23 protein-coding genes are annotated in these 24,934 nt (G+C 68.5%); 13 read left to right on the top strand and 10 right to left on the bottom strand.

Translation table 11 applies throughout. The annotated features are described in order from the left end of the window. Positions 1 to 259: 259 nt before the first annotated feature. From ACFY30_RS18555 to ACFY30_RS18540, 4 genes are all read left to right on the top strand, one after another. Positions 260 to 460: a phosphopantetheine-binding protein gene (locus tag ACFY30_RS18555; protein WP_390846231.1), complete on the top strand. Its 201-nt coding sequence runs from the start codon at positions 260 to 262 to the stop codon at positions 458 to 460. Positions 461 to 505: 45 nt separating this feature from the next. Further along, positions 506 to 1,042: an acyl carrier protein gene (locus ACFY30_RS18550; protein ID WP_390846230.1), complete on the top strand. Its 537-nt coding sequence runs from the start codon at positions 506 to 508 to the stop codon at positions 1,040 to 1,042. Further along, positions 1,032 to 2,471, top strand: coding sequence for a class I adenylate-forming enzyme family protein (locus ACFY30_RS18545; protein WP_390846229.1), 1,440 nt, complete (start codon positions 1,032 to 1,034; stop codon positions 2,469 to 2,471). Before ACFY30_RS18550 ends, ACFY30_RS18545 begins: the two co-directional genes overlap by 11 nt. Positions 2,472 to 2,556: 85 nt before the next feature. After that, the gene (locus tag ACFY30_RS18540; RefSeq protein WP_390846228.1) at positions 2,557 to 3,540 is read left to right on the top strand and encodes an NAD-dependent epimerase/dehydratase family protein; all 984 of its coding nucleotides are present in this window, start codon (positions 2,557 to 2,559) and stop codon (positions 3,538 to 3,540) included. A gap of 176 nt (positions 3,541 to 3,716) precedes the next feature. Here the strand turns inward: ACFY30_RS18540 and ACFY30_RS18535 are convergent, their stop codons facing one another. Then, positions 3,717 to 4,562: an HAD family hydrolase gene (locus ACFY30_RS18535; protein WP_390846227.1), complete on the bottom strand. Its 846-nt coding sequence runs from the start codon at positions 4,560 to 4,562 to the stop codon at positions 3,717 to 3,719. Positions 4,563 to 4,882: 320 nt separating this feature from the next. Then, positions 4,883 to 5,620 (bottom strand): hypothetical protein, encoded by a 738-nt coding sequence (locus ACFY30_RS18530; protein ID WP_390846226.1) that lies wholly within the window; start codon positions 5,618 to 5,620, stop codon positions 4,883 to 4,885. Between the two features lie 733 nt (positions 5,621 to 6,353). Between ACFY30_RS18530 and ACFY30_RS18525 the strand changes: the two genes are divergently transcribed. Further along, positions 6,354 to 7,397, top strand: a complete 1,044-nt coding sequence (locus tag ACFY30_RS18525) for a ParB N-terminal domain-containing protein (RefSeq protein ID WP_390846225.1) — start codon at positions 6,354 to 6,356, stop codon at positions 7,395 to 7,397. Positions 7,398 to 7,417: 20 nt separating this feature from the next. Then, positions 7,418 to 8,599 carry a glycogen synthase gene (glgA, locus tag ACFY30_RS18520; RefSeq protein ID WP_390846224.1) on the top strand — a complete coding sequence of 394 codons (1,182 nt, stop codon included), beginning with the start codon at positions 7,418 to 7,420 and terminating at the stop codon, positions 8,597 to 8,599. A 75-nt stretch (positions 8,600 to 8,674) separates the two neighbouring features. Here the strand turns inward: glgA and ACFY30_RS18515 are convergent, their stop codons facing one another. After that, entirely contained in the window at positions 8,675 to 10,588 is a 1,914-nt protein-coding gene (locus ACFY30_RS18515; protein WP_390846223.1) for a BTAD domain-containing putative transcriptional regulator, read from the bottom strand. Between the two features lie 199 nt (positions 10,589 to 10,787). On the opposite strand from ACFY30_RS18515, the gene ACFY30_RS18510 reads away from it, so the two are divergent. Next, positions 10,788 to 12,230 carry an MFS transporter gene (locus ACFY30_RS18510; RefSeq protein ID WP_390846222.1) on the top strand — a complete coding sequence of 481 codons (1,443 nt, stop codon included), beginning with the start codon at positions 10,788 to 10,790 and terminating at the stop codon, positions 12,228 to 12,230. 80 nt (positions 12,231 to 12,310) lie between these two features. Here ACFY30_RS18510 and ACFY30_RS18505 read toward each other — a convergent pair whose 3' ends face one another. Both ACFY30_RS18505 and ACFY30_RS18500 read right to left on the bottom strand, forming a co-directional pair. Next, positions 12,311 to 13,156, bottom strand: coding sequence for an HAD family hydrolase (locus ACFY30_RS18505; protein ID WP_390846221.1), 846 nt, complete (start codon positions 13,154 to 13,156; stop codon positions 12,311 to 12,313). Further along, the gene (locus ACFY30_RS18500) at positions 13,156 to 14,604 is read right to left on the bottom strand and encodes a glycogen/starch synthase (protein WP_390846220.1); all 1,449 of its coding nucleotides are present in this window, start codon (positions 14,602 to 14,604) and stop codon (positions 13,156 to 13,158) included. Before ACFY30_RS18500 ends, ACFY30_RS18505 begins: the two co-directional genes overlap by 1 nt. Here ACFY30_RS18500 and ACFY30_RS18495 point away from each other — a divergent pair. Together ACFY30_RS18495 and ACFY30_RS18490 are read left to right on the top strand one after the other, a co-directional pair. Continuing rightward, positions 14,491 to 16,011: a LacI family DNA-binding transcriptional regulator gene (locus ACFY30_RS18495; protein ID WP_390846219.1), complete on the top strand. Its 1,521-nt coding sequence runs from the start codon at positions 14,491 to 14,493 to the stop codon at positions 16,009 to 16,011. The two genes, ACFY30_RS18500 and ACFY30_RS18495, sit on opposite strands and share 114 nt — an antisense overlap. A 971-nt stretch (positions 16,012 to 16,982) precedes the next feature. Then, entirely contained in the window at positions 16,983 to 17,261 is a 279-nt protein-coding gene (locus ACFY30_RS18490) for a hypothetical protein (protein ID WP_390846218.1), read from the top strand. Positions 17,262 to 17,543: 282 nt separating this feature from the next. Here ACFY30_RS18490 and ACFY30_RS18485 read toward each other — a convergent pair whose 3' ends face one another. Then, positions 17,544 to 17,993, bottom strand: a complete 450-nt coding sequence (locus tag ACFY30_RS18485; protein WP_390846217.1) for a hypothetical protein — start codon at positions 17,991 to 17,993, stop codon at positions 17,544 to 17,546. Positions 17,994 to 18,043: 50 nt separating this feature from the next. Next, entirely contained in the window at positions 18,044 to 18,763 is a 720-nt protein-coding gene (locus ACFY30_RS18480; protein ID WP_388398366.1) for an SDR family NAD(P)-dependent oxidoreductase, read from the bottom strand. A gap of 88 nt (positions 18,764 to 18,851) precedes the next feature. Here ACFY30_RS18480 and ACFY30_RS18475 point away from each other — a divergent pair, with 88 nt between their 5' ends. Then, positions 18,852 to 19,460: a TetR/AcrR family transcriptional regulator gene (locus tag ACFY30_RS18475; RefSeq protein ID WP_390846216.1), complete on the top strand. Its 609-nt coding sequence runs from the start codon at positions 18,852 to 18,854 to the stop codon at positions 19,458 to 19,460. Between the two features lie 168 nt (positions 19,461 to 19,628). On the opposite strand, the gene ACFY30_RS18470 is transcribed toward ACFY30_RS18475, so the two are convergent. Next, on the bottom strand, positions 19,629 to 20,552 hold the full coding sequence (locus tag ACFY30_RS18470; protein ID WP_390846215.1) for a helix-turn-helix transcriptional regulator: 924 nt from the start codon (positions 20,550 to 20,552) through the stop codon (positions 19,629 to 19,631). Between the two features lie 173 nt (positions 20,553 to 20,725). Between ACFY30_RS18470 and ACFY30_RS18465 the strand changes: the two genes are divergently transcribed. Next, positions 20,726 to 22,072, top strand: a complete 1,347-nt coding sequence (locus tag ACFY30_RS18465) for an aldehyde dehydrogenase family protein (protein ID WP_390846214.1) — start codon at positions 20,726 to 20,728, stop codon at positions 22,070 to 22,072. Between the two features lie 293 nt (positions 22,073 to 22,365). Next, entirely contained in the window at positions 22,366 to 23,478 is a 1,113-nt protein-coding gene (locus tag ACFY30_RS18460) for an alkene reductase (protein WP_390846213.1), read from the top strand. A 454-nt stretch (positions 23,479 to 23,932) separates the two neighbouring features. On the opposite strand, the gene ACFY30_RS18455 is transcribed toward ACFY30_RS18460, so the two are convergent. Further along, positions 23,933 to 24,163 carry an LLM class flavin-dependent oxidoreductase gene (locus ACFY30_RS18455; protein WP_390846212.1) on the bottom strand — a complete coding sequence of 77 codons (231 nt, stop codon included), beginning with the start codon at positions 24,161 to 24,163 and terminating at the stop codon, positions 23,933 to 23,935. Between ACFY30_RS18455 and ACFY30_RS18450 the strand changes: the two genes are divergently transcribed. Further along, positions 24,153 to 24,422, top strand: coding sequence for a hypothetical protein (locus ACFY30_RS18450; protein WP_390846211.1), 270 nt, complete (start codon positions 24,153 to 24,155; stop codon positions 24,420 to 24,422). The two genes, ACFY30_RS18455 and ACFY30_RS18450, sit on opposite strands and share 11 nt — an antisense overlap. A gap of 80 nt (positions 24,423 to 24,502) precedes the next feature. On the opposite strand, the gene ACFY30_RS18445 is transcribed toward ACFY30_RS18450, so the two are convergent. Next, the gene (locus tag ACFY30_RS18445; protein WP_390846210.1) at positions 24,503 to 24,844 is read right to left on the bottom strand and encodes a DoxX family protein; all 342 of its coding nucleotides are present in this window, start codon (positions 24,842 to 24,844) and stop codon (positions 24,503 to 24,505) included. Positions 24,845 to 24,934: the final 90 nt, after the last annotated feature.

Raw genomic sequence — 24,934 nt, 5'->3', positions numbered from 1 at the left:
AATCGACCGCGGCTTAACAGCGAGCAGGCCTCTCCCAGTCTGACCCTGTGCGGCTGCTTCAGCCACTGTGTTCGACCTGCGCACTTGGACGGTCAGATCTTGTAATGGCCTTTGGGGTTCACGCAGACTCAGCACCCGGAACCTTGGTGGAGGACCGGCCGTACTTCGACGCCCGACCGCGATGCCATCCTCAACTCGGACAAATGGATCGCTTATTGCCCAGGAGTGCACTTTGCCCGAATCATTTACCGTAGAGGAATTGCTGGACCTGTGTGCAGAGGTCCTGCCCCCCAACGCCACGCCGACGCATGACTCGAACTTCTTCGCCCTGGGCGGCGATTCGCTCACGGCGACGGCGCTCGCCGCACTGGCCCATGAGCGTTGGGGCGTGACGATCGAGGCCGAGCAGATCTTCATCGCTCGCGATCTCGCGTCGTTGTACCGCGCAATCCAGGCTTGATAAGCCCGGTTCGAGCGTATGCCGACGTTATCGGAGGAATACGATATGTACACCGAAGTACGGCTCCATCCGGCGCTCGAGAAAACGCTGTCCGCGGACGGCGACGTCGGCGACTACGCGGCCGTCCGGGCCCAGCGCGACGGCGAACTGGTGCTGGTCGTCGCCTCGAACCGGCTCACGCCGCTCGACGTTCGCCGGCTCCTCGGCGAGGTGGGCACCGCCACCGTCCCTGATGCCTATGCCGTGGTTCCCGCGCTGGAACGGGACAGGAGCGGATCGCTCGCCCTCGGACGGGTGGAGAAGCTGCTCACCGGACGGCCGCTGTACAGGCCTTGCCCTCCCGAAACGGAGGTCGAGCGGCTCCTGATCGAGGTGTGGGAACAAGCGCTCGACATCAAGGGCATCGGCATCGACGACGACTTCATCGAGCTCGGCGGCGACTCGGTGGCCGCCGTCGAGATCCTCACCGAGACGGAGAAGCGGGTGGGGACCGAGGTCGGCGTGGACGAGCTCTTCGAGTGCGGCACCGTGCGGGAGCTGAGCGCACGTCTCGAGGGAAAGGCGGGCAGCGGTGACGCGTGAGCAGCCGGCCGGTGTCGTCCAACGGCTCGGCGCGAGGGCCGAGGCCGAGCCCGACGCGCCGGCCCTGTCGGCCCGTTCTGCCGACGGTCACTGGACCCGCCTGACCAACGCCGAACTCCTTCGGCGTGTGCACACTGCGGGCCATGCGCTGCGCTCGATGGACCATCCCACCGGGAAGGTGCTGATCGCGCTGCCCAACGGTGTCGACTTCTTCGCGTGGGTGCTGGCCGCCTGGAGTGCCGGCCTGACCCCTCTCATCGCGCCGCCGGGCAGCAGCGAGCGGGAGCTCGACACGCTGTTCTCCAGCCAGCCGGAACCTCGCTCGGCGACCCATGTGTGCCGTCCCGCCCCGCAGCACGAAGCGGCGGACCGCGGGCCGGTGCGGCCCGGCCCCGAACCCGAACAGGCATGGTGCATGCCGTCAGGAGGAAGTACGGGCCTGCCCCGGTTCATCCCCGTGGCGGGGCGGCCGTCGCAGCAGCTGGCCAGTCAGAGCCGTCTGCTGCGCTCCCTGGGCTGGCAGCCGCGCTCCACCCAGCTCGTCATGGGGCCGTTGCACCACGCTGCCCCGTACACCTCGGCGATGACCGGCCTCTACGCCGACAACCACATCGTGGTGGTGGAACGGTTCACCCGCGAGGCGGTCGAGGACGCCGTCGCACGCTTCTCGCCGACGTGGCTTCAGGCGACGCCGCATCAGATGGCGCTGCTGCTCGCCGACAAGGCGACGGTGAGCCGCCTGGCCGAGCATCTGACGGGACTGATGCACACCGCTGCTCCCTGCCCGCGGCCCGTGAAGAAGGCATGGATCGACCTCCTCGGTGGTGACCGGCTGTTCGAGCTCTACGGGTCGACTCAGATGATCGGCGCGGTCATCTCCTCGGGGACGCAGTGGCTTGCCAGGCCCGGAACCGTCGGCCGACCTCACATGACCCAGGTCCGGATCGTCGGGCCCGACGGGGCGGAACTGCCGCGCGGGACGGTGGGGGAGGTCTTCATGAGGACCGCGGCCACCCGCCGGTTGGGGGCGGCACAGGCAGCCCATCTGAGGGCGCACGGCGGAGGGTTCTACAGCGTCGGGGACCTGGGCTATCTGGACGACGACGGATACCTCTACCTCACGGACCGGGTGGATGACGTCATCAACGTCGGTGGTGCCAACGTGAGCGCCCGCGAGGTCGAGGGGGTGCTCCTCGACCACCCCGACGTCCGTGAGGCGCTCGTGGTCGGCCGCGCGCACGACCTGCTCGGTCAGGTCGTGTCCGCCTTGGTCGTGCCGGCGGATCCGGCGCAGCCCCCCAGCGGCGCCGACCTGCGCGCCTTCTGCGCACAGCGCCTTGAGGCGCACAAGGTTCCGGCCTCCGTGGAGACGGTCCCGGAGTTCGAACGCTCTCACGCCGGAAAGATCGAGCGTTATCGGTACCAGTAGCGCCGTCGTGGGCCTGTGGCCGATCCCGGCCGCAGCCGCGGCGTGCGGCCATCCCCAGACTCGAGAACCAGAAGGAGACCGACGCATGCAGGGCCACAATCGTGTGATCGAGCGAGTGGTTGTCACCGGCGGAGCCGGGTTCATCGGCTCGCACCTGTGCCACCGCCTCCGCGCCCTGGGCACCGCCGTGGTCTGCATCGACAACATGCTGACCGGAAGGCCCGAGAATCTCGGCACTCTACTGGACGATCCGCAGTTCACGCTGATCCGGCAGGACGTCTCCGAGGGCTGTGACGTGAAGGGGCCCGTCGATCTGGTCCTTCACCTGGCCTCGCCGGCGTCGCCGCGTGACTACGCGCGGTACCCGATCGAGACGCTCACCGTCGGATCCCACGGCACGCTGAACGCGCTGGACCTCGCGCACCGCACGGGGGCCCGCTTCCTGCTGGCCTCCACCTCCGAGGTCTACGGCAGTCCGCTCGTCCATCCGCAGAGCGAGGACTACTGGGGGAACGTCAACCCGATCGGGCCCCGCAGTGTCTACGACGAAGCCAAGCGCTATGCGGAGGCCCTGAGCACGGCGTACCGCACCACGCTCGGCACCGACACGGTCATCGTCCGCCTGTTCAACACCTACGGCCCGCGGATGAGGGACGAGGACGGCAGGGCGTTGCCGACCTTCGTCACCCAGGCCCTGGCCGGGGAGCCGATCACCGTCGCCGGGGAGGGCCAGCAGACGAGATCGATGTGCTACATCGACGACACGGTGGCCGGGATCCTGGCGGCGGCGACCGGCTCACATCCCGGGCCGATCAACATAGGCAACCCCACCGAGCTGACGATCCTCGACCTGGCCGAACGAATACGGACCGAGTGCGCGTCGAGCGCACCCATCGTGTTCGTGGAACGGCCGGTCGACGACCCGGACCTGCGCAGGCCGGACATCTCCCTCGCCCGCTCCGCACTGGGCTGGCGGCCTTCGGTGGACATCGACGAAGGGATCACCCGCACGGTCAACTGGTTCGCCTCCAGGTCACGGCAGCCCTCTCGCGCCCGCGTCGCCATCTGAGCCCACGAGAGCCGGTTGCCCGGCGTCACCGCTGTGCGCGAGCCAATCGGAAAAGGACGCGCTTTCGACTGTTCAAGTGCGGCACCGCAGCAGTTGATCGGCCGAACCCCCAGCCCGTACGACCGGCCGGTGCCGCTCCGTCCTTGCGGAGCGGCACCGGCCGGGTTGTTCGGAGCTCAGCCGATGTCCCGCGCCTCGGTGGGTTCCGGCACCCTCTCCCGCAGGAGCCGGCCGAGTACCGTGGCCACCCCGTCCTGGTCGTTGGGCGGTGCGATCTCATCGGCCACGGCCTTGAGGTCGGCGTGCCCATTGGCCATGGCGACGGCGTGGCCGGCCCAGGTGAGCATGGGTATGTCGTTGGGCATGTCGCCGAACGCCACGACCTCCCGGGGGGCGGCGCCGAGGGCCGCACAGACCTGGGACAGCCCGGTGGCCTTGTCGAAGCCCGAGGGCAGGAGTTCGACGATCCCGGGGCCGGCGTGGGTCACCTTCAGCCCGGGCCCGCAGCACACACCCGCCTCTGCGACCAGTTCGCTGTCCGTCAGAACGTCATGGCGCAGCAGCACCTTGTCGATGGTGAGGTTCCACAGATCGTCGTCCTCGACGAGGCGGAAGGGGAGCAACACGCGTTCGTCCCCCCGGCTGAAACCCGGTGTGACGAGGAATTCGCTCCCCAGCCCGGAGGTGACCACAGCCAGGCGCAGGCGTCCGACCCGCCCGGCCAGCCGGGCCACGAACGCCTGCGCCGCCGTTCGGTCCAGCACGGCTTGTGAGAGCAGGATGTCCCGGTCCACGTCGTAGACCTGGGCGCCCTGACCGCACACGGCGAGGCCCCGGTAGCGCAGGGACCGGAAGAAGGGAACGCAGTTCGACGCGGTACGGCCCGTGACGATGACGTGCCGTATTCCTGTTTCGTCCAGATGCCGCAGCATGCTCCGTGTGTGTGCGGAGATCGTGAGATCGCTGCGCAGGAGTGTGCCGTCCAGATCCGTCGCCACCACGGTGGTTCCCGCGATCGGCATCAGACGGCCCACTCGCCGACAGGGGTCCGGATTCCTGTCCGGCCGGAGGGGTGCTCCGGGCGAACAGGCCCCTTGTGAGCGGCTGTTCGCATCGACCGTGCGTGGCGCCCCGGTCTCAGCCCCGTACCGCCCTCGCAGGGGAGAGGGGTGGGTATCTGCGTGAGGTGAAGCCATGTCATCGATAGCAACTCCGAAAGACCGGGCGTCGTCGCGGTGAACCGGTGTGGCCGACGCTCTGGGCTCCTGTGCGGTCGCCAGGATCGACAGAGAGCTTCAGAGCGTACTGGCCGGCAACTGCCGTGAGCCGCCGCAGGAATGCCTCACTGCGGTCGCATCACGGCCAGGTCGTCACCCCACGCGTCCAGCACCTCGCCGAGTCCGGCGGCCCGGGCCGCCGCCTCGACGACGGTGAACAGACGCCGTTGCGGGGAGACGTCACCCGTGGCCGAGATGCGGTCCACGTCGTGCAGCAGTGCGTCGGTGTCCCAGCCCGGCAGCGGGTGCCGGGCAAGTTCCCACTCCAGGTACTTGTTGTAGGGCCGGGGGCGACGGTCGAGTGCGAAGAGCAGCTCGAGCAGGAACCGCATGCTGTCGGCCGCGTCGAGGCGTGCGGCGAGAGCCCGGCCGTCCCGGTCGTTCTTGAGGGAGCGCAGAAGGGAGTTGGCGTAGGCGTCGAGCCATTCGCCCGATGCACGGAACGCCTCGTCGGCGTCCAGCCGGGCACAGTCTGCGAGGACGCGGGCGATGCCCCCGTCGAGCCGGTCGAGCACGACCTTGGCACGGGCGAGGGCGTAGCGTTCCCAGTCGGGCACCCCGGCCGCACGGAACTCCCTGAGCGTGACGATGACGAGGTCGAGGTCGGCGCTGCGGTGGCCCGCGAACCGGGTCAGATCGGTGGTGGCGTCATCGGCGAGGACCACATACAGGTCGTGGTCCGAGTACCGGGTGACCATGCCGTCGTGGGCCTGGGACCCTTTGAGGACCAGGCCGACAACGGCCGGATCAGCTGCGGCGATCTTGACGAACGCGTCGTAGGTGAGGAGCTGCTGAGCAGTCATGGTGTGGATCTCCGATGAGGTGACGACGGGTATGCCTGCTGAGGCGGCCCCCTGAGGCAGGAGGCGCCTTGCACCGTCTGCGGCTGCACATGGCCGCCGCCCTGAAGATCAACGCACCCGTGCACTGTATCACCCGGCCGCTACCGGGCGGCGCGTGTCGACTTGCTGCACGGCAAGAAGAACAATTCACGGAGCGTCGGCCTGTGTTCCGGGCCGGGCCGGCACATTGACGGAATGGCCGGGCGTCTCCGTTCCGGCGGGGAAACGGAAATTCCGGAACAGTGGGACAGGTGGAACAGAAACCGCCGGCCGCGACCGGTGGAATGGTGTGGGCAGGCCCTGCGGTGCGCGGCGAGGACGCGCGGGAGTCCGAGGTCCGTCGCATTGTCGGTATGACGACGGGTTCGAGCCACGGCGCCGAGCCAAGCCCGCTCGCCAGGAGCGTGATCCCGCCCAGGAAGTGCCCCAAGTGACGGTGGGGGACGCAAAGGACATCCATGCCGGGCCGCCCATGGAGCCCAACTGCCAGTTCATGGCCGGTGCACGTGCAAATGTCCGGATCCCAGGGGGGTTCCCGGCTGACTGAAAACGATGCAGGTGATCGTCTGTAGTTGATGTTAACTAGTAGCAGCCTCAATAACGGGGGAGGCTCCTGAGGTGTGCACGGCTGCGTACCGTGGGTTTTCCGAGTCGCAACAGTCGCGCCCTTCAGTGGTCCATAGAAGGAGTTGTGTTGAGTTCTGCGGGACTGACGGAGGATCCTGCATGCGACGTGCTGGCTCATATTGCCAAGTGCCAGCAGTCGGTGGCGCGATCGCCTGTGGTGAAAGTGCCGATCGCGACGCTTGTCGCCGATGACTCGCCGCGTGCAGCCGGAGAAGACAACGACCATGCGAAGGCTCTGGCGGAAAGTGAGCGAGCCTACCCGCCGATTATGGTGCATCGGAGAACGATGCGGGTGATCGACGGTGGGCATCGCCTCAGAGCCGCGCAGTTGCGGGGCCACACTCACATCGCGGTCAGATTCTTCGACGGCGAGCAGGAAGACGCTTTCGTGTTGTCCGTGGTGGCGAACGCGGATCACGGTATGCCGCTTTCTCGAGCGGACCGACTTGCCGCTGTGAATCGTATCCTCGGGTTCTACCCGGAGTGGTCCGACCGCGCGATCGCCTCCGTGACCGGGCTGTCGGCGAGGAAGGTGGCGGAGATGCGCCGCCACCGCACCGGGGCGCACGGGGATTCCGTGGTCCGCGTAGGCATGGACGGTCGGGTAAGGCCCGTGAACCGCGCCCAGGGGCGCGAGCTGGCAGGTGAACTCATCAAAGCCAACCCCGAGGCTTCCTTGCGTCAGATCGCCAAGGCCGCGGGTATCTCTCCCGCCACTGTGGCCGACGTTCGGAATCGTCTGCGGCAGGGATACGACCCGGTGCCCGTGAGATTACGCAAGGAGACGGTGCGTCGGGAGCAGGAGGCTCACAAACCGGCCGGCGGGTCCGTGGCTCGGCGCCGAACTCGTTCGCTGGACGAGCTCACTCCCATTTTCGATGCGTTATGCAAGGATCCCTCGCTCCGATTCAGCGAAACGGGGCGAATCGTCCTGCGGTTGTTCGACTCCTGTGCGGCTGTCACCCGGGAAAGGAGCCGGATCCTGGACAACGTGCCGGCACACTGCCGCGAGCAGGTCGCGGAACTCCTGCTGAGCTACGCCGAGATATGGCAGAACCTCGCGATGGAGTTGAGCGAAGGACAACGTGTCGTGTCGCGTCAGGCGATATGAGCGGGAGGTGGAGGACGCCGATGCGCGTGGATCTGCTCACCCGCGAGTATCCACCCCATGTGTATGGAGGAGCGGGCGTTCATGTAGGAGCCCTGGCCCCCCATTTGCGCAACCTGGTCGACTTGCGCGTTCACTGCTTCGATCCGGTCGACGGACATCCCTCGGTTCTGGCACACGACCTGCCGACCGCTCTTGAGGCGGCCAATCCGTCCCTCCAGGCACTGGCCGTGAACGCCTCGATGTCACACGCCGTTGCCGGCGCGTCCCTGGTCCACAGCCACACCTGGTACACCGGCCTGGCCGGGCGACTCGCCCAGCAGCTGTATGACATACCGCATGTGATCACGGCACACAGCCTGGAGCCACTGAGGCCCTGGAAATCCCAGCAATTGGGTGGGGGGTACGAGATCTCCTGTTTCATGGAGCGGGAGGCGCTCAGCCGTGCGGACGGGGTCATCGCGGTGTCCCATGCCATGGCCCGGGACATCATCGAGGTGTACCCGGACGTGGAACCCGCGCGCGTCACGGTTGTGCACAATGGCGTCGACGCCGGTGAGTACGCGCCCGACCTCGGCACGGACGCTCTGGAGAAACAGGGAATCGGTGTCGAACGCCCCACCGTGGCCTGCGTGGCGCGCATCAGTCCCCAGAAGGGCCTGCTGCACCTTCTGCGAGCGGCGCGGCATTTCATCCCGGGTACGCAGTTGGTGGTGGTCGCTCAGTCAGCCGACACGGCAGCTCACCGTGCGCAGTTCGCCGAGGCGGTGTCGGCGATGGAAGACAGCCCGGTCGACGTCCATTGGGTCGAGGGTCCGTTCCCGAGACGGGCGCTGATCCAACTCCTCAGCCATGCCCGCGCTTTTCTCTGCCCCTCGCTCTACGAACCATTGGGTATCGTCAACCTGGAAGCCATGGCGTGTGGAACTCCGGTGGTCGCGACGGCGACCGGGGGCATTCCGGAGGCCGTCGTGGACGGCGAGACCGGATACCTGGTTCCGCTGGAGACCGCACCGGCGGACCGCGTCGGCCTCGACGAGTCCTCCGTACTGGCCAAGGAGTTGGCTGTCCGGGTGAACGCGCTGCTCACGGACCCGGTGAGCGCTGAACGAATGGGCCGGGCCGGCAGACGCCGGGTGCTGGCCCACTTCTCGTGGGATCGGGCGGCCCGTCAGGTCGCCGAGGTCTATCGGAGCGTCGTGTGAGGCCTTGAACCCCCCAGCACTCGTCCTGCCGGAGATGACGCGCGGGCAACGCTCATCCGGTACCGGCGGCGCATCTCACGGGACGGCCCTGAGATGCAGCAGTCGCTCGGGCGGATCGGTTTCCCGACGACGCAGATTCGCTGCCGCCCGGCGCTCGCCGTCCGACGACTCGACGTCCGCCTGCTCCCTCGCATAGGCCGCCGCGAGGGTCTCCAGCCTGAACATGGGTCCGACTCCTTGCACTTTCGGGCGCGCAACGCTGAGCAACCGTGCGTCTGCGAGTCTTTCGAGTGCCTCGACCGCCTCGTCCTCCGGTCGGTCGAGCAGTCGGGCACCCACGAATCCGGCGTACACCCCCGCCCCGCACAGTCCGAGCATGCGGAACAGCCCGCGGTCTTCCTCGGAGAGTCGCTGATAGGCGGGCTCGAAGCAGGAGCGTATGGTCAGCGAACCCTGGGTGAGTTCGTTCAGGAGCCCGGCGCCGTCGGTCATCCGCTGAACCAGGTCACGTACGCTCCAGTGCGCTCGCGCGGCGAGCCTGGCGCCCGCGAGGCGCAGGGCGAGCGGCAGGTAGCCGCACAAACGTGTCACCTCCCGCACGGCCGCCGGCTCCCAGTCCGTACGGGTGGCTCCGACGACCTGACGGAACAGGGCGAAGGCCGCTCGTGGTTCCAGGCGGTCGTGCTCCAGCCGTACGTCGAAGGACATGCCGGCGAGCCACGCCCGGCTGGTGACGATGACCCCGCTCTCCGCGTTGCCGGGCAGCAGGTGGTGCAGTTGCGCCTCGTCGGCGGCGTCGTCGAGCACGATGAGGACGCGTCGGCCGTCGAGGCGGTCGCGGAAACACGCGGCGCGCGCCTCGGTGCTCTCGGGCAGGTCCCACGGCGAGTGGCCGACGGAGCGCAGCATCTGGGCGAGTGCCTCGCCGGGCTCTGTCGGGTGAGTGCCGCTGCCTCCCAGGTTCACGTAGAGCTGGCCGTCGGGAAAGGGGGCGCGCAGACGCCGGGCGAGATGCACGGCGATGGCGGTCTTGCCGGCTCCGCCCTGACCCGTGATCGCGGTGACGGCGGGGGCCGTACGACCGCCCCGCGACAACCCTTGTGCTATCGCCTCCGCGGTTTCGGTGGGCACGAAGTCGGCTGGCTCGCGGGGGAGTTGGGCAGGGGAGGACCAGTTCCTCGGCATGGCGGTCGCTGTCGTCCCGACCGTTGGCGCGCCGACGTCGGTGGTGCGCCGGTGCAGGATGGTCCAGTGCAGTTCCCGCAGGTCGGGGGCGGGTTCCGTACCGAGCTCACTGATGAGTGACGAGCGCATACCGGCGTACACGGCGAGGGCCTCGGCCGTTCGGCCCAGACGGTCGAGCGCGGTCATGAGATGACCGTGCAAGGTCTCGCGCAGGGGATACTGCTCGGTCAGCGGTGTGAGCGCGTTCACCACGTGGGCGTACGCTCCGAGTGCCAGCATCGCCTCCGCCTGCCGCTCATGGGCGAACAGACGCAACTCGGCCAGTCGTCCCGCCTCCGCCGTGACACAGTCCCCGGCGACGACATCGGTGAACGCGTCGCCGTCCCAGAGCGTCAGCGCGCGGTCCAGCAGCGATGCCGCGGTGTCGGCGAAGCCCTTTTCGTAGGCACGGGTCCCGGCCGCCAGAAGCTGCTCGAACCGGTCGGCGTCCACTTCCTCCGGGACCAGGCGATAGGCGCCGTGCTCTGTGGTGATGACGCTCCCGGCGCTTTCCCGCCCGACCAGAGAACGAAAAAGGGACCTGAGGCGCGATATTCTGACATGCACGGCGTTCTCGCGGTTGACCGGCGGACGGTCCGGCCACACAGACTCGACGATATGGTCGATGGAAATCGCTCGTCCCGCGTGGGCCAGTAGTTCACCCAGAAATGCTCTGTCCCTCGTTCCGGCCGGAGTTATGGGAGGTGATTCGGCGGAGGAGAACCGCAAGGATCCGAGAACGTAAAACCTCACGGCGCAGATCATGACACGGTGGCTGGTTACCCGTCAGCAAGCGTATGAGCCCGGTCTTCGGAGACACGCGGTGTTCGACTGTTCAAGTGCTGCACTGCAGCACTTGAACAGTCGAACACCGCGTGTCAGCCGCCTGCACTGTCAGTACCTTGCCCGGGTCGGGAGCGGCCGTTCCACGCCGGCTCCGATCATCGATTCGTGAGGGAACCGCGTGTCACTGACAGATAAAGGGGCGGACGACGACTCCGCCGTCGTCCTCGGTCCACCGGGCACTCGACGGTCCACCGCGCTGGTACTCCTGGTGAGCAGTCATTTCCTCCTCAACATGGACTCCGCGATCATTGAGGTGGCGGTGCCGACCATCAAGGAACAACTGGGGTTTTCCGTCTCCAGCCTGTCCTGGGTGGCCAACAGCTACATCCTCACCTTCGGCGGCTTCCTGCTGCTGGGCGGCAGGCTGGGCGACGTGCTCGGCAGCCGCAAGGTGTTCACGGGCGGACTCGTGGCGTTCGCGCTGGCATCGCTGCTGGGTGGACTCGCCTCCTCACCCGAGGTGATGATCCTGGCCCGGGGCGCGCAGGGCCTGGCTGCCGCTGTCGTCTCGCCCACGGCGCTGTCCTTGCTCGTGGGACTCTTCCCGGACCGAACGGCCGCGGAGCGGGCGCAGCGCCACAAGGCCCTGGGCACGCTGGGCGCGGTCGCCGCGGTCGGCGGCTCGACGGGATACTTCCTGGGCGGGCTGCTCACGGACCTCGTGGGCTGGGAGGCGACCTTTCTGGTCAACGTGCCCGCGGCGCTGGCACTGGCCTGCTTCTCGCAGCGGCTCCTGCCGCCGGACGCCGGGGGCACGGGGTGGGCGCGGGTCGACTTCGTCAGCGCCGTGGGGGCCAGCCTCGGCATGACGCTCCTGGTGTACGCCCTCGTCGGTTCCGCACCGTCGAACCTGCTCTCGACGTGGACGTGCGGCCTGGTCCTGGCCTCCCTGACCTTGCTGCTGTTCGTGGTGGCGCGTCAGAACCGGAGCGCCGATCCGTTGTTCCCGTTGCGGATTCTGCGCGTCCGGGAGGTCCGCGGAGCCAACCTCGTCGCAGCCCTGATCAACATGGCGATCGGTCCCGTCATCTTCTTCCTCAGCCTCTACATACAACAGGTGCTGGACTTCGACCCGTTGGCGGCCGGTCTGGCCATCCTTCCCATCGTCGCCGCGATCACGGTCTCCTCACGGCTCACCGGATCCCTGCTCGCGCGCTTCGGCGTCCGCACGGTGATGATCTGCGGGTTGTCCCTCTTCTCGGCCGGTCTGCTGTGGCTCGGGGCCATGTCCGGTGGCGCCTACTGGGCCGAAGTGCTCGGACCCGAGTTGGTCATCGGTTTCGGGGGCGGGCTGGTCTTCGTCACCTTCACCGTGTGCGGAACGAGCGGGCTCGAAGCACGCGACGCCGGCGCCGCCTCCGGTCTGCTCACCACGTCCCAGAAGGTCGGCAGCGCCTTGGGACTCGCGCTCCTGAGCACCGTCGCGGCCACCTTCAACCGGGACACGGAACTCGCAGGCCTCACCGACGGCTATCGGGCGGCGATCCTCGCCGCCACCCTCCCCGTGCTCGCCGCGGTCGCCGTGAGCGGCTCGTGGCTGCCGCGCCGCGACCGACGCTGACGTGCCGGAACTCCGACCGCATACGACGGCCTCGCGCCGCTCCGCCCACGCGGGGCGGCGCCGTCGTTAGCGTCTGGCGCTCAGACCGCGGCCGACGTAGGTCTGGGTTCCGAGACCGCCTCGCGCAGGAGCCGGTCGAGGACGACAGCCACCCCGTCATCGTCGTTGGACGGTGCGATCTCATCGGCCACGGCCTTCACTTCCGGCTCACCGTTGGCCATGGCGACCGCGTGACCGGCCCACTTGAGCATCGGGATGTCGTTGGGCATGTCACCGAATGCGACGACTTCCGGCGGGGTGGCGCCGAGTACCGCGCACACCTGTGACAGCCCGGTGGCCTTGTCGAACCCTGACGGGAGGAGTTCGACGATCCCGGGGCCGGCGTGCACGACCGTCAGTCCGGGCCCGCAGTGCGCGAGGGCCTCGGCGGTCAGTTCGCCGTCGGACAGCGCCTCATGGCGCAGGAGAACCTTGTCGACGGGCCGGCTCCACAGATCCTCGTCGGTCGCGAGGCGGAAGGGCGACAGCTGGCGTTCGTCGCCGCGGCTGAAACCCGGTGTGATGACGAACTCGCCCCGGGGTGCGGAGGTGACGACAGCGAGGCGCAGGGGTCCGACCCGGTCGATCAGCCGGGCCACGACAGCCTGTGCGGCGTCCCGGTCCAGTTCGGTGTGGGAGAGGAGGACGTCCCGGTCCACGTCGTAGACCTGGGCGCCCTGACCGCAGACGGCGAGGCCCCGGTAGCAGAGAGACCGGAACACGGGACCGCAGTCCGATGCGGGGCGGCCCGTGACGATGACATGCCGGATCCCCGCCTGGTCCAGGCGCCGCAGTACGGCCTGGGTGTACGCGGAGACGGTGAGATCGCTGCGCAGCAGCGTGCCGTCCAGGTCCGTCGCCACCACGGTGGTCCGCCCGGCCGGCATCACGCGCCCCGCCCGCCGAGACGGGCGTAGACCTGGGCGTACTGCCCGGCTGTTCTCGCCCACGACCAGTCCTGGCGCATCACCCGGGTGCGGACCGCCGTGGGCTCGTCGGGCCGTTCCAGCCAGGCGAGTGCCTCGTCGACGGTGGCGCGCACGGCCCCGACACTGTGCTCCGGGATCAGGAAACCGCCTCCGTGGACCGGATCCACGCGTACGTCGATCACGGTGTCGCGCAGCCCGCCGACCGGGCTGGCCACCGGAAGCGTGCCATAGCGGTAGGCGATCAGCTGGTTGAGGCCGCAGGGTTCCACGCGCGAGGGCATCACCGTGAGGTCGGACCCCGCGTACGTGAGCCAGGCGATCTCCTGATCGAACCGGGGGACATAGGCCAGATACTCGGGAACGTCCGCGAGCAGTGCACGCAGCCTCTCCCGGAGGCAGCCGTCGGCGGGACCCACGAGCACGAGCTGCGCCCTCTCTCCGCGCAGCATCGGCTCCAGTGCTTCCAGCAACAGGTCGCTGCCCTTCTCGTGCACGAGCCGTGAGCACACTCCGATCACCGGCACGTCGTCGTCCGCACGAAGCTCCAGTGTCTTCTGCAACTCCTGCTTGTTCAGCTGCTTGCCCAGCAGCACGGTCGACGCGTCGTAGGGACAGGTCGGCCGGTCGACGGCGGCCGGATCCCACAGCCCCGTGTCGACACCGAAGACGATGCCGGTCGGGTGCATCCGTTCCAGAACGGCTCCGACCGCCGTACCCCGCGTCTCCCGGAGCAGGTCGTCGACGTAGCCCGCGCTGCATGTCACCACGGCGTCCGCCGCGAGCAGCGCGGCCAGGAGCAGACTGGGCCGCTCACCGGCGTGCTGCCGCAGCAGTTGCAGCGCGCTCGCGGGCATAAGGAGCGCGTCCAGTTCGTCGGTCCGCAGGTCGCCCGTGTACAGACCGTTGTGGATCGTCAGGATCTGAGGCAGGCCGGGGAACCGGTCGCGTAAGTGGGCCATGGCCGCCCCGGACTGCCAGTCGTTGCCGTGCACGAGGTCGTAGCCCCGCTGCTCCGCGGCTGCCCACTCCGCCACACACCAGCCGAAGAAGGCGCCTCGCGCGGCTTCGTCGGCGAAGGGGCGGTACTGCTCGTCCCGATACATCCCCGGCCGGTCGTACCAGGCGTCTGCCCGGATCAGGAAGATGTCGCCGCTGTGCCGGTGTCCGAGGAGCCGGTGCACCGTCGCGCAGGACCGGATGCCCGTCACCCGGCGTTCGGGAAGAACACACACCTCCTCGGTCTGCAGCCCCAGGCGGTCCACCAGGCGCGGGTAGTAGGGCAGGACCAGATCATGGTGGGTGCCGTGCCCACTGTCGAGGGCGGCCGGCAGTGCCGCGCTCGTCAGACCGAGCCCGCCCTCGGAAAAGAGCGGGGCGTATTCCTGAGTGATGTAGAGGCACTTCATCGCTGTCTGCTCCGAAAGTCCGGGCGCCGTGCGGGAAACGCAGGTTGCCCCGACGCGATTGGCTCAATAAGGGCCCCCAATATCCACAGACGACCTTTCAGCGCACTTTCGGACTCCTTTCACGGGGGCGGCACGATGAAAGGTGCTCCGGGCCGGAACCGCGCGCGTCGGGAGGCAAGACGGCATCGCCGGGCCGTGTCCACGGTGCGCGGGCGTACGACCGTGGTTCGCGGGGGGCGGTGGTCACTTAGGCGAACACTTCCAAAGAGACAAGCCTTTGGCGAGGATGTACTGCGGTGGTTACGGAGCGTGGGAGTTGAGTCGATGGCTCGGGTGCGGCTGGCGGACATAGCGAAGAAGGCGGGGGTGAGCGAAGCGAGCGTCTCCCGCGTTCTCAACGACAGGCAGGGTGTCTCCCACCAGATGCGGCAGGCCGTGCTGGACGCGCTGAACGAGGCGGGAGTGGCAACCGGCCGCTCGGCGCGTCAGGCCGTGCGGCTGATCGCGCTCGTCACCCCGGAACTGACGAGCACACCCGTCGTCGCCGCGCTGGTCCAGGAGCTCGAACAGGCGGTGCGCCGGTACGGCTATGTGCCGGCCGTCTACGTTCAGCCGTCCGACGCCGTCCTGGCGCACGAGTCGTTCGACCTGCTCATCGAGCACGGAGCGGCGGGTGTGGTGTTCGTGTCCGGCTGGCCCGACACCACCGTGTTCTCCGAGGACACCCTCGTCGAGCTGAAGGGTTCGGGGCTTCCCTACGTGTTCGTCAACGGCCGGGACACGCTGGGCAACGCCCCGTCCGTCTCCGTCGACCATCGCGAGGCCGTGCGGATGGCCGTCCGGCATCTCCATCAACTCGGGCACGCCCGCATCGGGATGGTCGTCGGAAACAGCCGGCATCCCTCGTCCGAGGACAGCATCGACGCATTCATCGCCGCGTTGGAAGAGGTGCGTGGCGCCGACGCGGTGGTCGAGCCCCATCGTGTCTATCACACGCTGCCCGCAGTGGCGGGCGGCCGCGTGGCCGTGGGAACGCTCCTCGAAGACGGCTGCACGGGAGTCCTGTGCGACAGCGACCTGACGGCCCTCGGCATCATGCAGGCATTGCACGAGAGCGGCCTCTCGGTGCCCGGGCACGTCTCGGTGGTCACCTTCACCGACTCGCCGTTCATGGAGTTCACCCGGCCGCCGCTCACCGCGGTACGCCAGCCGGTCGGGGCGATCGCCACGGCCGCCGTCGCCACTCTGTTGCCGGTCGGCGGGACCAACGGGACCGACAACGGGGGGTGCGTGCTCATGCCGGAGCTCATCGTGCGCGGGTCCACCGCGGCCCGCTCGCCGGCGCCCGCGGCTGGGGAGGCACAGGAGCAAGGCGCCCGGACTCGCCTGCTCGACGAACCTTTGTGAAGGCCCGCTTCGGGGCGGATGGTCGATCGAGTGATGCGCAGCCGGTTCGACGTTCGTGGTGCGGGCGGTCAGACCAGGTCGGCGACCAGCCCTCCGAAGACCGGGCCGAGGGCGGCGCCGAGACCGGCGACAGCGCTGTGGGCGGCCCTCGCCCGGTCGCGGGCCCGGTCCTCGGCTTCCTCCACACGACCGCGGGCAGGCGCACCGATGTCACGCTCCCGGTCGACGTCCTCGACCGTATCGACGAGATCGTGGCACCCGGGGTGACCGTCAACCCCGCCGACAACAGCTATGGCGACTGTGGTGTAGCTGATGCGTGTGCTTATTGATCTTGGTTGTGACCTGCTGTTGCTCAGTTGTATGGGGCGGTAGTTCTGTTCTGCGGGGGAGGCTTGCACGGCGCCAAGGTGTGGGCGACTGATGGTATGTGGGTTGAGCTGGCTGTTTGGTGCTGCGCAGTGGGCTGCGTGGCATGGTGGTTTTCGCTCAGTGTGGTTGGCGTGTCTATAGGTACCGGTGTCGGCCGGCCTTCGGGGGCTGGGGCGGCCAGGGGGCTGGTTCAGCGGGTGGTCGGGCGTTGCCGGAGCAGGTCGTGGTCGGCGGGTGCGAGGCGGGGCAGGTGGAGGCGGCTGGCCAGTTGGTGGAGGAAGGCGCTCTGCTGCGCGCGTGTCAGGGGGCGCGGGGGCAGGCGGTCGAGGGCTGCGGCGAGGATGAGGGTCTCGGGGTAGGTGATCGGGTTCCGGCAGGTCAGGGTGGGGGAAGCCGGACCGTGGGTGAGGTGGGGGTTGGCGGTGGTGAGCTGGTGGAGGCGGGTGTGCCAGCGGGTGTGGAGGTGCTGGCGGTGGTCGTACCAGCGCGTGGTGATCGTTGTTGCCCAGCTCAGGGAGCCGCTGTTGTGGGGCGGCGGGCGGTGAGGCGGGCGTGGGCGATTTCGGGGACAGGTCGGATGTCGAGGGGGTGCGGGGCCGGTAGTGCTCCTCGGCGAGGTGGTCCAGGGCGATGGTGTCCAGCAGTGGTCTGGTGATGCGTTCGGTGCCGTCGAGGATGGCTTCGACGGCGGCCCGGCGTATGAGGCGGGCCAGGCTGCCGATCCTGCCTGCGGTCCGTTCATGCAGGCACGGCGCGAGCTTCGGCAGGCTGCCCGCCCGGTGCGCGGTGAGGTCGAGGGCCTGCTCCAGGGCGGCGATCAGCTCGCGGAACGGCTCGCGGCCGCCGGCGCGGGCGGGCAGCGCCCCGCAGTCGATCAGTGAGGCGCGCCCGGCCAGCTGCGCGCCGCGTACCCCGGAGAACACCGCGCCGGCGGTGACGTCGATGCCCTCGTACAGGAACGTGCCGCAGCCGGTGACCCGGCATGCCCGTCGGGGGTAACCGGCCGCCCTCACCGTCGACGGCCCCGGGTACCGTCGTCCACGTCTTCGCCAGAACCTCATCCGCCCGATGCTGAACTCGACAGAGACCGCCACCCCGTCCTCGGCGGCCTCCAGCCAATGGAGGCGGTGCGGTGGATCAGCTGCGGTGCCACACCGGTGCGGTCACTTCCAGTCGCTGTTCGATGGCGCCGTCGCTGTTGGCTCCGTTTCTTGGGCGGCCGCTTGCTTGTGCTCGATGAGGGCCGTGGTACCGGCTACCACCGCAGAAAGAGCCACTGCGGCGGACAGCATGGCCGAGGTACGGCTGACGTCGCGCCGCAGGCCCGCAGCCAGGAAAGCGGCGGCATCGACCGAGTCCATGACGATGTTCACCGCAAGAAACTGCTGCTGCTGGGGCCGGGTGAAACTGTCCATCCGTTGCAGTCCAAGCCCGAGAGCAGCGTTGCGTATCGCGAACATTCGCGAATAAGGGATCGCGGGGGTACCGCTAGCCGTGAGCTGGAAAAACCGCGCGGCCAGCCGCGGGGTGAACAAGTGGGTGGCCGCGACGATGAAGCGCCCGGTCGTCAGCGCTCTGCGGGAAGGAACCAGGTGGAGGGGGAATTTGGACATTGAGAACCCTTTCAATCCGGAACGGGCCGGTCAGTTGTGTTTCATGGGGTTCAGAGCTCGGCGACGACGCGTCGCAGTGTGCCCGGCGCGATGCGCAGCATGGCGGGCATGACTTTCGTCTGACCGGGGAATGCCATGTTCCGCCCCCGCCGAAGAGCCTTCATCGTGACCGCCGCCACCTGCTCGGGAGTCAGTTTCTTCCCCGTGGCTTCGGCGTTCATGGGCGTGTCCGTGGACGGTGGGAGGACCTCGAGGACATGGGTGCCCTGCGGGGCGAGTTGCCGGCGCAAGCCGTCCGCAAAGCCGTGCAGGCCGGCCTTCACCGCGCCGTGGGTAGGCGCGCGAGTGGGCGAGACCAGAGCGAACCCCGAGGTGATGAATACGATCGCGTCGGGCTCTGGCCATCGCTCGAGCACTTCACCCGTCAAGTGGATGGGGGCGGTGAGGTTCAACGCCACCTCGGCATCAAGAGTCGCATTGGGGTTCTTGCCGGCTGCATAGTCTCGTTCCTCGAACGTACCGGCGTTGTTGACCAACACGTCCAGACGCCCAAAGCGATCAGCGATCGCCTGCAGCAACGCTGCCCGGTCAGCTGCGTCCGTCACATCGGCCCGCACGGCCAGCGCCTGCGGGTGTGCCTGCGCGAATCGGTCAAGCGCAGCCTGCGAGCGTCCACAAACGACGACAGACATCCCGAGCTCCACGAAGGATTGCGCGAGGCTCAAGCCGATGCCTGAGGTTCCGCCAGTGATGAGTACGGTCTGTGACATGATGTCGCCTCTCCGTATACCGTATCGATTGGTACGAAACACGTTAGCACATCCGTACCGATCGGTACCAAAGGAGTAGGATGAAGAAATGACCTCGACGACACCGGTCCCTCCCGGCAGGCCTCGCTCGTTCGACATCGACGAGGCACTCGATCATGCAGTCCTGGTGTTCTGGTCAAAGGGGTTCGAGGGAGCCAGCCTTGACGACCTCACCGAGGCGATGGGTATCAGCCGCCCCGGCCTGTACAGGGCGTTCGGCAGCAAAGAAGACCTCTTCTACAAGGCGCTGGAGCGGTACACCGAGGGCTTGACCGCCTACTTCGGCCAAGCCCTGGCAGAGCCCACAAGTGCAGCAGTGGCTACTGCCGTGCTCCACGGGACGGTCGAGGCGGCAACCACGCCGGGACTCCCCGCGGGCTGTCTTGGCGTGCACGGTGCGTTGGCCACCGGGGATGACAGTCGCCCAGTCCGAGACGCACTCATCGCATGGCGCGAGGACGGGATAGCCCACTTGACGCGCCGGTTTCAACAGGCGGTGGACGCCGGTGACCTTCCGCCTTCCACAGATCCTCATCTCCTTGCGCTCTACCTGAGAACAGTCGCCAATGGGATTGCCGTCCAGGCCGCGAGTGGTAGTTCCCGCCCTGAGCTGCTGCAAGTCGCCGACCTCGCGTTGGGCAGCTGGCCAAAGCCGTAGTCAGCCAGTCAGACCGGGATCTGCGCACGTACTTCGGTTTTCCGTGGTTCGCGCGAGGCCGGTGTGACTGGCGCGACGGCGGGTGCCGGGGCCGGGGGCTCCGGGGGCGGCAAGGTCGACGGGACGCTGGGCGTGGCGCGCAGCCGACTACCGATGATCAACTGTTCATCAAGCCGTGCGTGCCGGCGGCATCCCGGCTCCCGCCCTTGCCGCGTCGGTGCCCCAGCTGGCCAGCAGTCGTAGTGCCTCCGCGGACGGGGAACCGGGTTCGGCGATGTACGTCGCCAGCGTCTGTTCGTGGTCGTCGGCCAGATGGAACGACTCGAGGCGCAGATCGAGTTCGCCGACGAGCGGGTGCTGCAGGCGCTGGATGCCGTGACACTTGTCCTTGATGTCGTGGGCGGCCCACAGCCGCCTGAACTCCTCGCTCTTCACGGAGAGTTCGCCCACCAGCGCGGACAGCCGGGGGTCGTTGGGATGGGAGCCGGCGTCCATGCGCAGCTGAGAGACGACGTCGTTCGCTTTGCGTTCCCAGTCCACGAACAGGTCGTGGTACTCGGGCCGCAGGAACACCAGCCGCGCCCAGTTCCGCTCGTGCTCGGGCAACTCGGCCCAGTCGCCGAAGACCGCCGCGGCCATCCGGTTCCAGGCGAGGATGTCCGAGCGCCGCCCCACGAGGATCGCCGGGCCGCCTTCCATGGTGTCCAGCAGCATCCGCAGGGGGCCCCGCACCTGCTGGGTGCGGCCGGCCGGCTTCTTCTTGTGCTGTTTCGGCTTCGCCAGGTGTGTGAGGTGGGCGTGCTCGGCGTCGCTCAGCCTGAGAGCGCGGGCGATGGCGTCGAGGACCTCCGCCGACACGTGCTGCCCGTTGCCCTGCTCCAGGCGCGTGTAGTACCCCACCGACACCCCGGCCAGCTGCGCCAGCTCCTCGCGGCGCAGCCCCGGCACCCGCCGGTACCGCCCGAAGTCCGGCAGTCCCACGTCCTCCGGCTTCAGCCGGGCTCGCCGGGTGCGCAAGAACTCACTGAGCTCGGCACGCGCGTCCAGAGCGCCGTCGGCGGGCTCGTGCACCGGTTCGGGGTATTCGTCCATGCCTTCGAGTATCCCCGGTCGGACGCACATCAGCCTGCACCAGTCAGTGGTAGGCACAGCGGATGTACATACAGCCGTGACCTGGGTGAATACCGGATCGGCCAGCACGCTGGAGACCGTGCCCGGCTGGAAGGCAGCCGGGCGTGGCCTTGCATCGAGAACGGAGACATCCCATGACCGCGACACAGGGGACCGAGTCGAGGACCCCCCAGACGGAAACGGCCGCGGAGGTGGTCGGCCGCCTTCGTGCGACCTTCGACACCGGCGTCACCCGCGGACTGCACTGGCGCGTCGACCAGATGCGGCGGCTGCGGGCCCTGCTGGTCGAGAACGAGCAGGAGCTGATCGAGGCGCTCTGGGCGGACCTGAGGAAGAACCCCGCCGAGGCGAAGACGCAGGAGATCGACTTCACCGTCGCCGACATCGACGAGACGCTGGCGAATCTCGAGAACTGGCTTCAGCCTCGCCCGGTGGAGGTTCCCGCCCACTTCGGTCCCACGACCACGGCCTACACCACGTACGACCCGCTCGGGGTCGTCCTGGTGATCGCCCCGTGGAACTTCCCGCTGCACCTTCTCATCGACCCCATCATCGGCGCACTGGCCGCCGGGAACACCGTGGTGGCCAAGCCGAGCGAGATCGCGGTGCACACCTCGGCGGTCGCCTCACGCCTCCTGCGACAGTACTTCGACCCTGACGTGCTCACCGTGGTCGAGGGAGGCGCCGAGGAGACCACGGCCCTCCTGGCACAACGCTTCGACCACATCTTCTACACCGGCAACGGCACCGTCGGCCGGATCGTCATGGCCGCAGCCGCCAAGAACCTCACCCCCGTCACACTCGAACTCGGGGGCAAGTCACCGGTCTTCGTGGCACCCGATGCCGACGTGGACGAGACCGCGAAGCGGCTGGTGGGCGCCAAGTTCGGCAACGCGGGCCAGCAGTGCATAGCCCCCGACTACGTGCTGGCCGATCCTGCCACCGCCGCCGCCCTGGTCCCCGCCCTGCGCGCGGCGGTCGACGCCCAGTTCGGCACCAGCCCGCAGACCTCGGCCGACTTCGGCCGGATCATCAACGAGCGGCACTTCGACCGGCTCACCCGGCTGCTGGATTCCGGCCGGGCGGCGGTGGGAGGCCAGCACGACCGCGACGACCTGTTCATCGCACCCACCGTGCTCACCGATGTCGACCCCGCGTCGCCGGTCATGCAGGAGGAGATCTTCGGTCCGATCCTCGCCGTCGTCGAAGTCGAAGACCTCGATGCCGCCATCGCCTTCATCAACGAACGCGACAAGCCCCTCGCGCTCTACGCCTTCACCGAGTCCGAGGCCGTCAAGTCGCGCTTGTTGAACGAGACGTCCTCCGGCGGCGTCGCCTGGGGCCAGCCGGTGATGCAACTGCTCATGCCCGGCCTGCCGTTCGGCGGCGTCGGTGAAAGCGGCATGGGCCGCTACCACGGCCGGTACTCCCTTGAGACGTTCAGCCACCTCAAGGGTGTCGCGGACGTCCCGCTCAGCTAAGCCCGCGCCTTCGTCGGTCGCGGCGCGGCCTGCAGACACCGATTCGTACCGGATCCGGCGGGCAGTTGCGCTTGACCGGCGTCGACACCGACACCGACGCCGACGGCATGCGGCTCTCACCGTGTTCGCCGCCGACACCGCCCACGCCCCGATCGCGGTGCTGGAACGCGTCACCGTCAGCGGGCCCGCGCCTGCCCGAGGGCCGCATCCGCGCCTCCGCCGGGGCAGCGTGGACCCCTTGCGGCGCAGACCTTCATCCCGTTTCCCTCCGTAGTGCAGAAAGAAAGAAACCCATGCCTGTCAACACTTCAGAAGTTTCGCCCGTCCCGTCACTTTTCTCCCCCGTCTCTCTGGGGAAGATCGAGCTCGCCAACCGCATCGTCATGGCACCGCTGACCCGGGTCCGGGCCGGTTCCTCCGGCATCCCCGGGGACCTGATGGTCGAGTACTACCGGCAGCGGGCGAGCGTCGGAATGATCATTACCGAGGGCACCTACCCCGACCACGCGTCGCAGGGGTATGTCGGTGAGCCGGGCATCGCCACCGACGAGCAGGCGGCCGGCTGGCAGCGGGTGTTCGAGGCGGTGCACGCCGAGGGCGGCCGCATCGTTCTGCAGATCATGCACGCCGGCCGCGGCACCCACCCCGACATCAACGGCGGCCGCCGCATCCTCGCCCCCAGCGCGATCGCCATCGACAACAAGACGTTCACCGAGAAGGGCGAGCAGCCCTATCCCGTACCGGAAGCGATGACCACCGCAGAGATCCGTGCCGCCCTGGAGGACTTCGTCACTGCGGCCCGCCGGGCCGTCGAGGCGGGAGCGGACGGCGTGGAACTCCACGGCGCCAACGGCTACCTGCTCCACCAGTTCCTCTCCCCGGCGGCCAACCAGCGCACCGATGGATACGGCGGCTCGCCGCACAACCGCGCCCGCTTCGTCGTCGAGGTCGTCACGGCGGTCGCCCAGGCCGTCGGTGCCGAGCGGGTCGGGCTGCGGATCTCGCCGGAGGTCGTCCTCGGGGACGTCTTCGAGACCGACCGGGACGACGTCCTGGCCATCTACGGCACCCTGGTGGACCAGCTGCGCCCGCTGGGCCTGGCCTACCTCTCCGTACTGCACGCCGAGCCGGGCGGCGACCTGGTGCAGGAGCTGCGGCGGCGCTTCGACGGCAAGCTGATCGTCAACAGCGGCCCCTTCGGTGGGCAGACCACCCGCGAGGAGGCGCTCCAGCAGATCGAGGCCAGCCACGCCGACGCCGTGGTCGTGGGCCGAGCCCTGATCGCCAACCCCGACCTGGTCGAGCGCTGGCAGGGTGGCCACCCGGAGAACGAGCCGCGGCCGGAACTGTTCTACGGGCCGGGCGCCGAGGGCTACACCGACTACCCCTTCCTCGAAGCGGCCTGAGGCCCACAGTCACGCCTGTCCATGCGGCAACCCCACTCACCCATGGACAGGCGCCCGACCGGCGACACTGTGCCCGCCTCTTTGAGCCCGCGGTCACACCGGCGATCACCGGCTCGAGGACCGTCGGGTCCGTCAGGGCGTTGACGGTCCGCAGGTTTCTGGTCAGCCTGCGCTCGGTGACCTCGGCGAGCACATCGCTCTTGTGCGTGGCCCCCGCGGCGGCCTTCGGTCACAGCTGACTCCTATGACAGTTTTCCGGCGGCGGCCCATCCACCAGGTCCGCCTTTTGTAAGGGAGTCCGTCGCCGATATCCGTCCCCGCTGTACACCGGCGCCCATACCGTCCAGCCCGAACGCTGGGAACGGGGGTGACGAAAGGGGCTGTCGGTGGGGCGGAATCTGGTCTGGATGGGGTGGTGGACTACTTCACCCTGTCCGGCGACGAGGCGGGCTGGTTACGGAACAAAAGCGGCGCCACCAGGCTGGGCTTCGCCGTCCATCTGGCGGAGCAGCAGCCGCAGCTTCTCCGCGAACACGTCGTGGTAGTCCTCGAGGCCCACGCCGAACAGGCGGAACGCCTCGACGAACTCACTGCGCCCGGCAATGATCTCGGTGCGGCCGTCGCTGATCAGATCGAGGAAGGCGAAGTCCTGGTGCAGCCGGACCGGATCGGCGGTGGACAGCACCGACACGGCACTGGCCAGCCGGATACGGGCGGCGGCCTGGGCGATCGGCGGCCAGCGGGACGGCGGGGTTGGCGACTGCGAAGTCCCAGCTGTGGTGCTCGCCGAGACCGAAGACGTCCAGGCCGGCCTGGTCGGCGGCGACGGAGTAGGAGACGATCTCGCGGGTGCGGCGCCCCGGGTCGTGCGGTTTTCCTGTGGCGGGGTCGGTCTGCAGGTCGGACAGGGAGATGATGCCCAGTTCGACGGTCGTCTCCGGTAGGCGGACAGGGGTTGAGAGGGAGCGGCCCGGCCAGCGTGGTCGCGGACCGGGCCGCTGTGAAGGGGCAAGGGGCCGGGTGGTCAGAAGGAGTAGGGCCCGAACCGGCCCCACATGATGACCGCGGCGATGATGAGCAGGATCGCGTTGAACCCGATGGCCTGCGGCTCCTTGCGGCGGGCGTGGAGGCCCATGGCCAGGACCATGATCACAGCCAGGCCGGTGGCGGCCAGCGGGGTGAGCACCGTGGCGATGTCGAAAGCGCCCGGCAGGATCAGCCCGAAGCCGCCCGCGAGTTCGGCGACGCCGATCAGACGCACCACGGGTGTCGAGACGTCACTGACCCACGGCAGCTGGGATATGAGCTTTTCGCGGGGCTGGGTGGACTTGGTGACGCCGGCTGCCACGAACAACGCGGCGAGCACGCCCTGCAGAATCCACAGGAACGTTCATCGGAGCGGAGACCTTCTTCTTCTTCGGCCGCGCAGCGGCGGGCATCGCCGCGGCGGACAGGG

This window comes from Streptomyces sp. NPDC000345 (genome assembly GCF_042898825.1).
In the GTDB taxonomy this organism is placed as follows: domain Bacteria; phylum Actinomycetota; class Actinomycetes; order Streptomycetales; family Streptomycetaceae; genus Streptomyces.
This window is presented reverse-complemented; position numbering and strand designations above follow the sequence as displayed.

Excerpts from the sequence above, each read along its gene's own strand:
- ACFY30_RS18500 (WP_390846220.1), bottom strand. The coding sequence starts at position 14,604 with ATGAAGTGCCTCTACATCACTCAGGAATACGCCCCGCTCTTTTCCGAG.
- ACFY30_RS18480 (WP_388398366.1), bottom strand. The coding sequence starts at position 18,763 with ATGTCACAGACCGTACTCATCACTGGCGGAACCTCAGGCATCGGCTTG.
- ACFY30_RS18515 (WP_390846223.1), bottom strand. The coding sequence starts at position 10,588 with ATGATCTGCGCCGTGAGGTTTTACGTTCTCGGATCCTTGCGGTTCTCC.
- ACFY30_RS18550 (WP_390846230.1), top strand. The coding sequence starts at position 506 with ATGTACACCGAAGTACGGCTCCATCCGGCGCTCGAGAAAACGCTGTCC.
- glgA (WP_390846224.1), top strand. The coding sequence starts at position 7,418 with ATGCGCGTGGATCTGCTCACCCGCGAGTATCCACCCCATGTGTATGGA.
- ACFY30_RS18470 (WP_390846215.1), bottom strand. The coding sequence starts at position 20,552 with ATGGACGAATACCCCGAACCGGTGCACGAGCCCGCCGACGGCGCTCTG.
- ACFY30_RS18475 (WP_390846216.1), top strand. The coding sequence starts at position 18,852 with ATGACCTCGACGACACCGGTCCCTCCCGGCAGGCCTCGCTCGTTCGAC.
- ACFY30_RS18485 (WP_390846217.1), bottom strand. The coding sequence starts at position 17,993 with ATGTCCAAATTCCCCCTCCACCTGGTTCCTTCCCGCAGAGCGCTGACG.
- ACFY30_RS18460 (WP_390846213.1), top strand. The coding sequence starts at position 22,366 with ATGCCTGTCAACACTTCAGAAGTTTCGCCCGTCCCGTCACTTTTCTCC.
- ACFY30_RS18540 (WP_390846228.1), top strand. The coding sequence starts at position 2,557 with ATGCAGGGCCACAATCGTGTGATCGAGCGAGTGGTTGTCACCGGCGGA.
- ACFY30_RS18535 (WP_390846227.1), bottom strand. The coding sequence starts at position 4,562 with ATGCCGATCGCGGGAACCACCGTGGTGGCGACGGATCTGGACGGCACA.
- ACFY30_RS18530 (WP_390846226.1), bottom strand. The coding sequence starts at position 5,620 with ATGACTGCTCAGCAGCTCCTCACCTACGACGCGTTCGTCAAGATCGCC.
- ACFY30_RS18495 (WP_390846219.1), top strand. The coding sequence starts at position 14,491 with ATGGTGGGTGCCGTGCCCACTGTCGAGGGCGGCCGGCAGTGCCGCGCT.
- ACFY30_RS18505 (WP_390846221.1), bottom strand. The coding sequence starts at position 13,156 with ATGCCGGCCGGGCGGACCACCGTGGTGGCGACGGACCTGGACGGCACG.
- ACFY30_RS18465 (WP_390846214.1), top strand. The coding sequence starts at position 20,726 with ATGACCGCGACACAGGGGACCGAGTCGAGGACCCCCCAGACGGAAACG.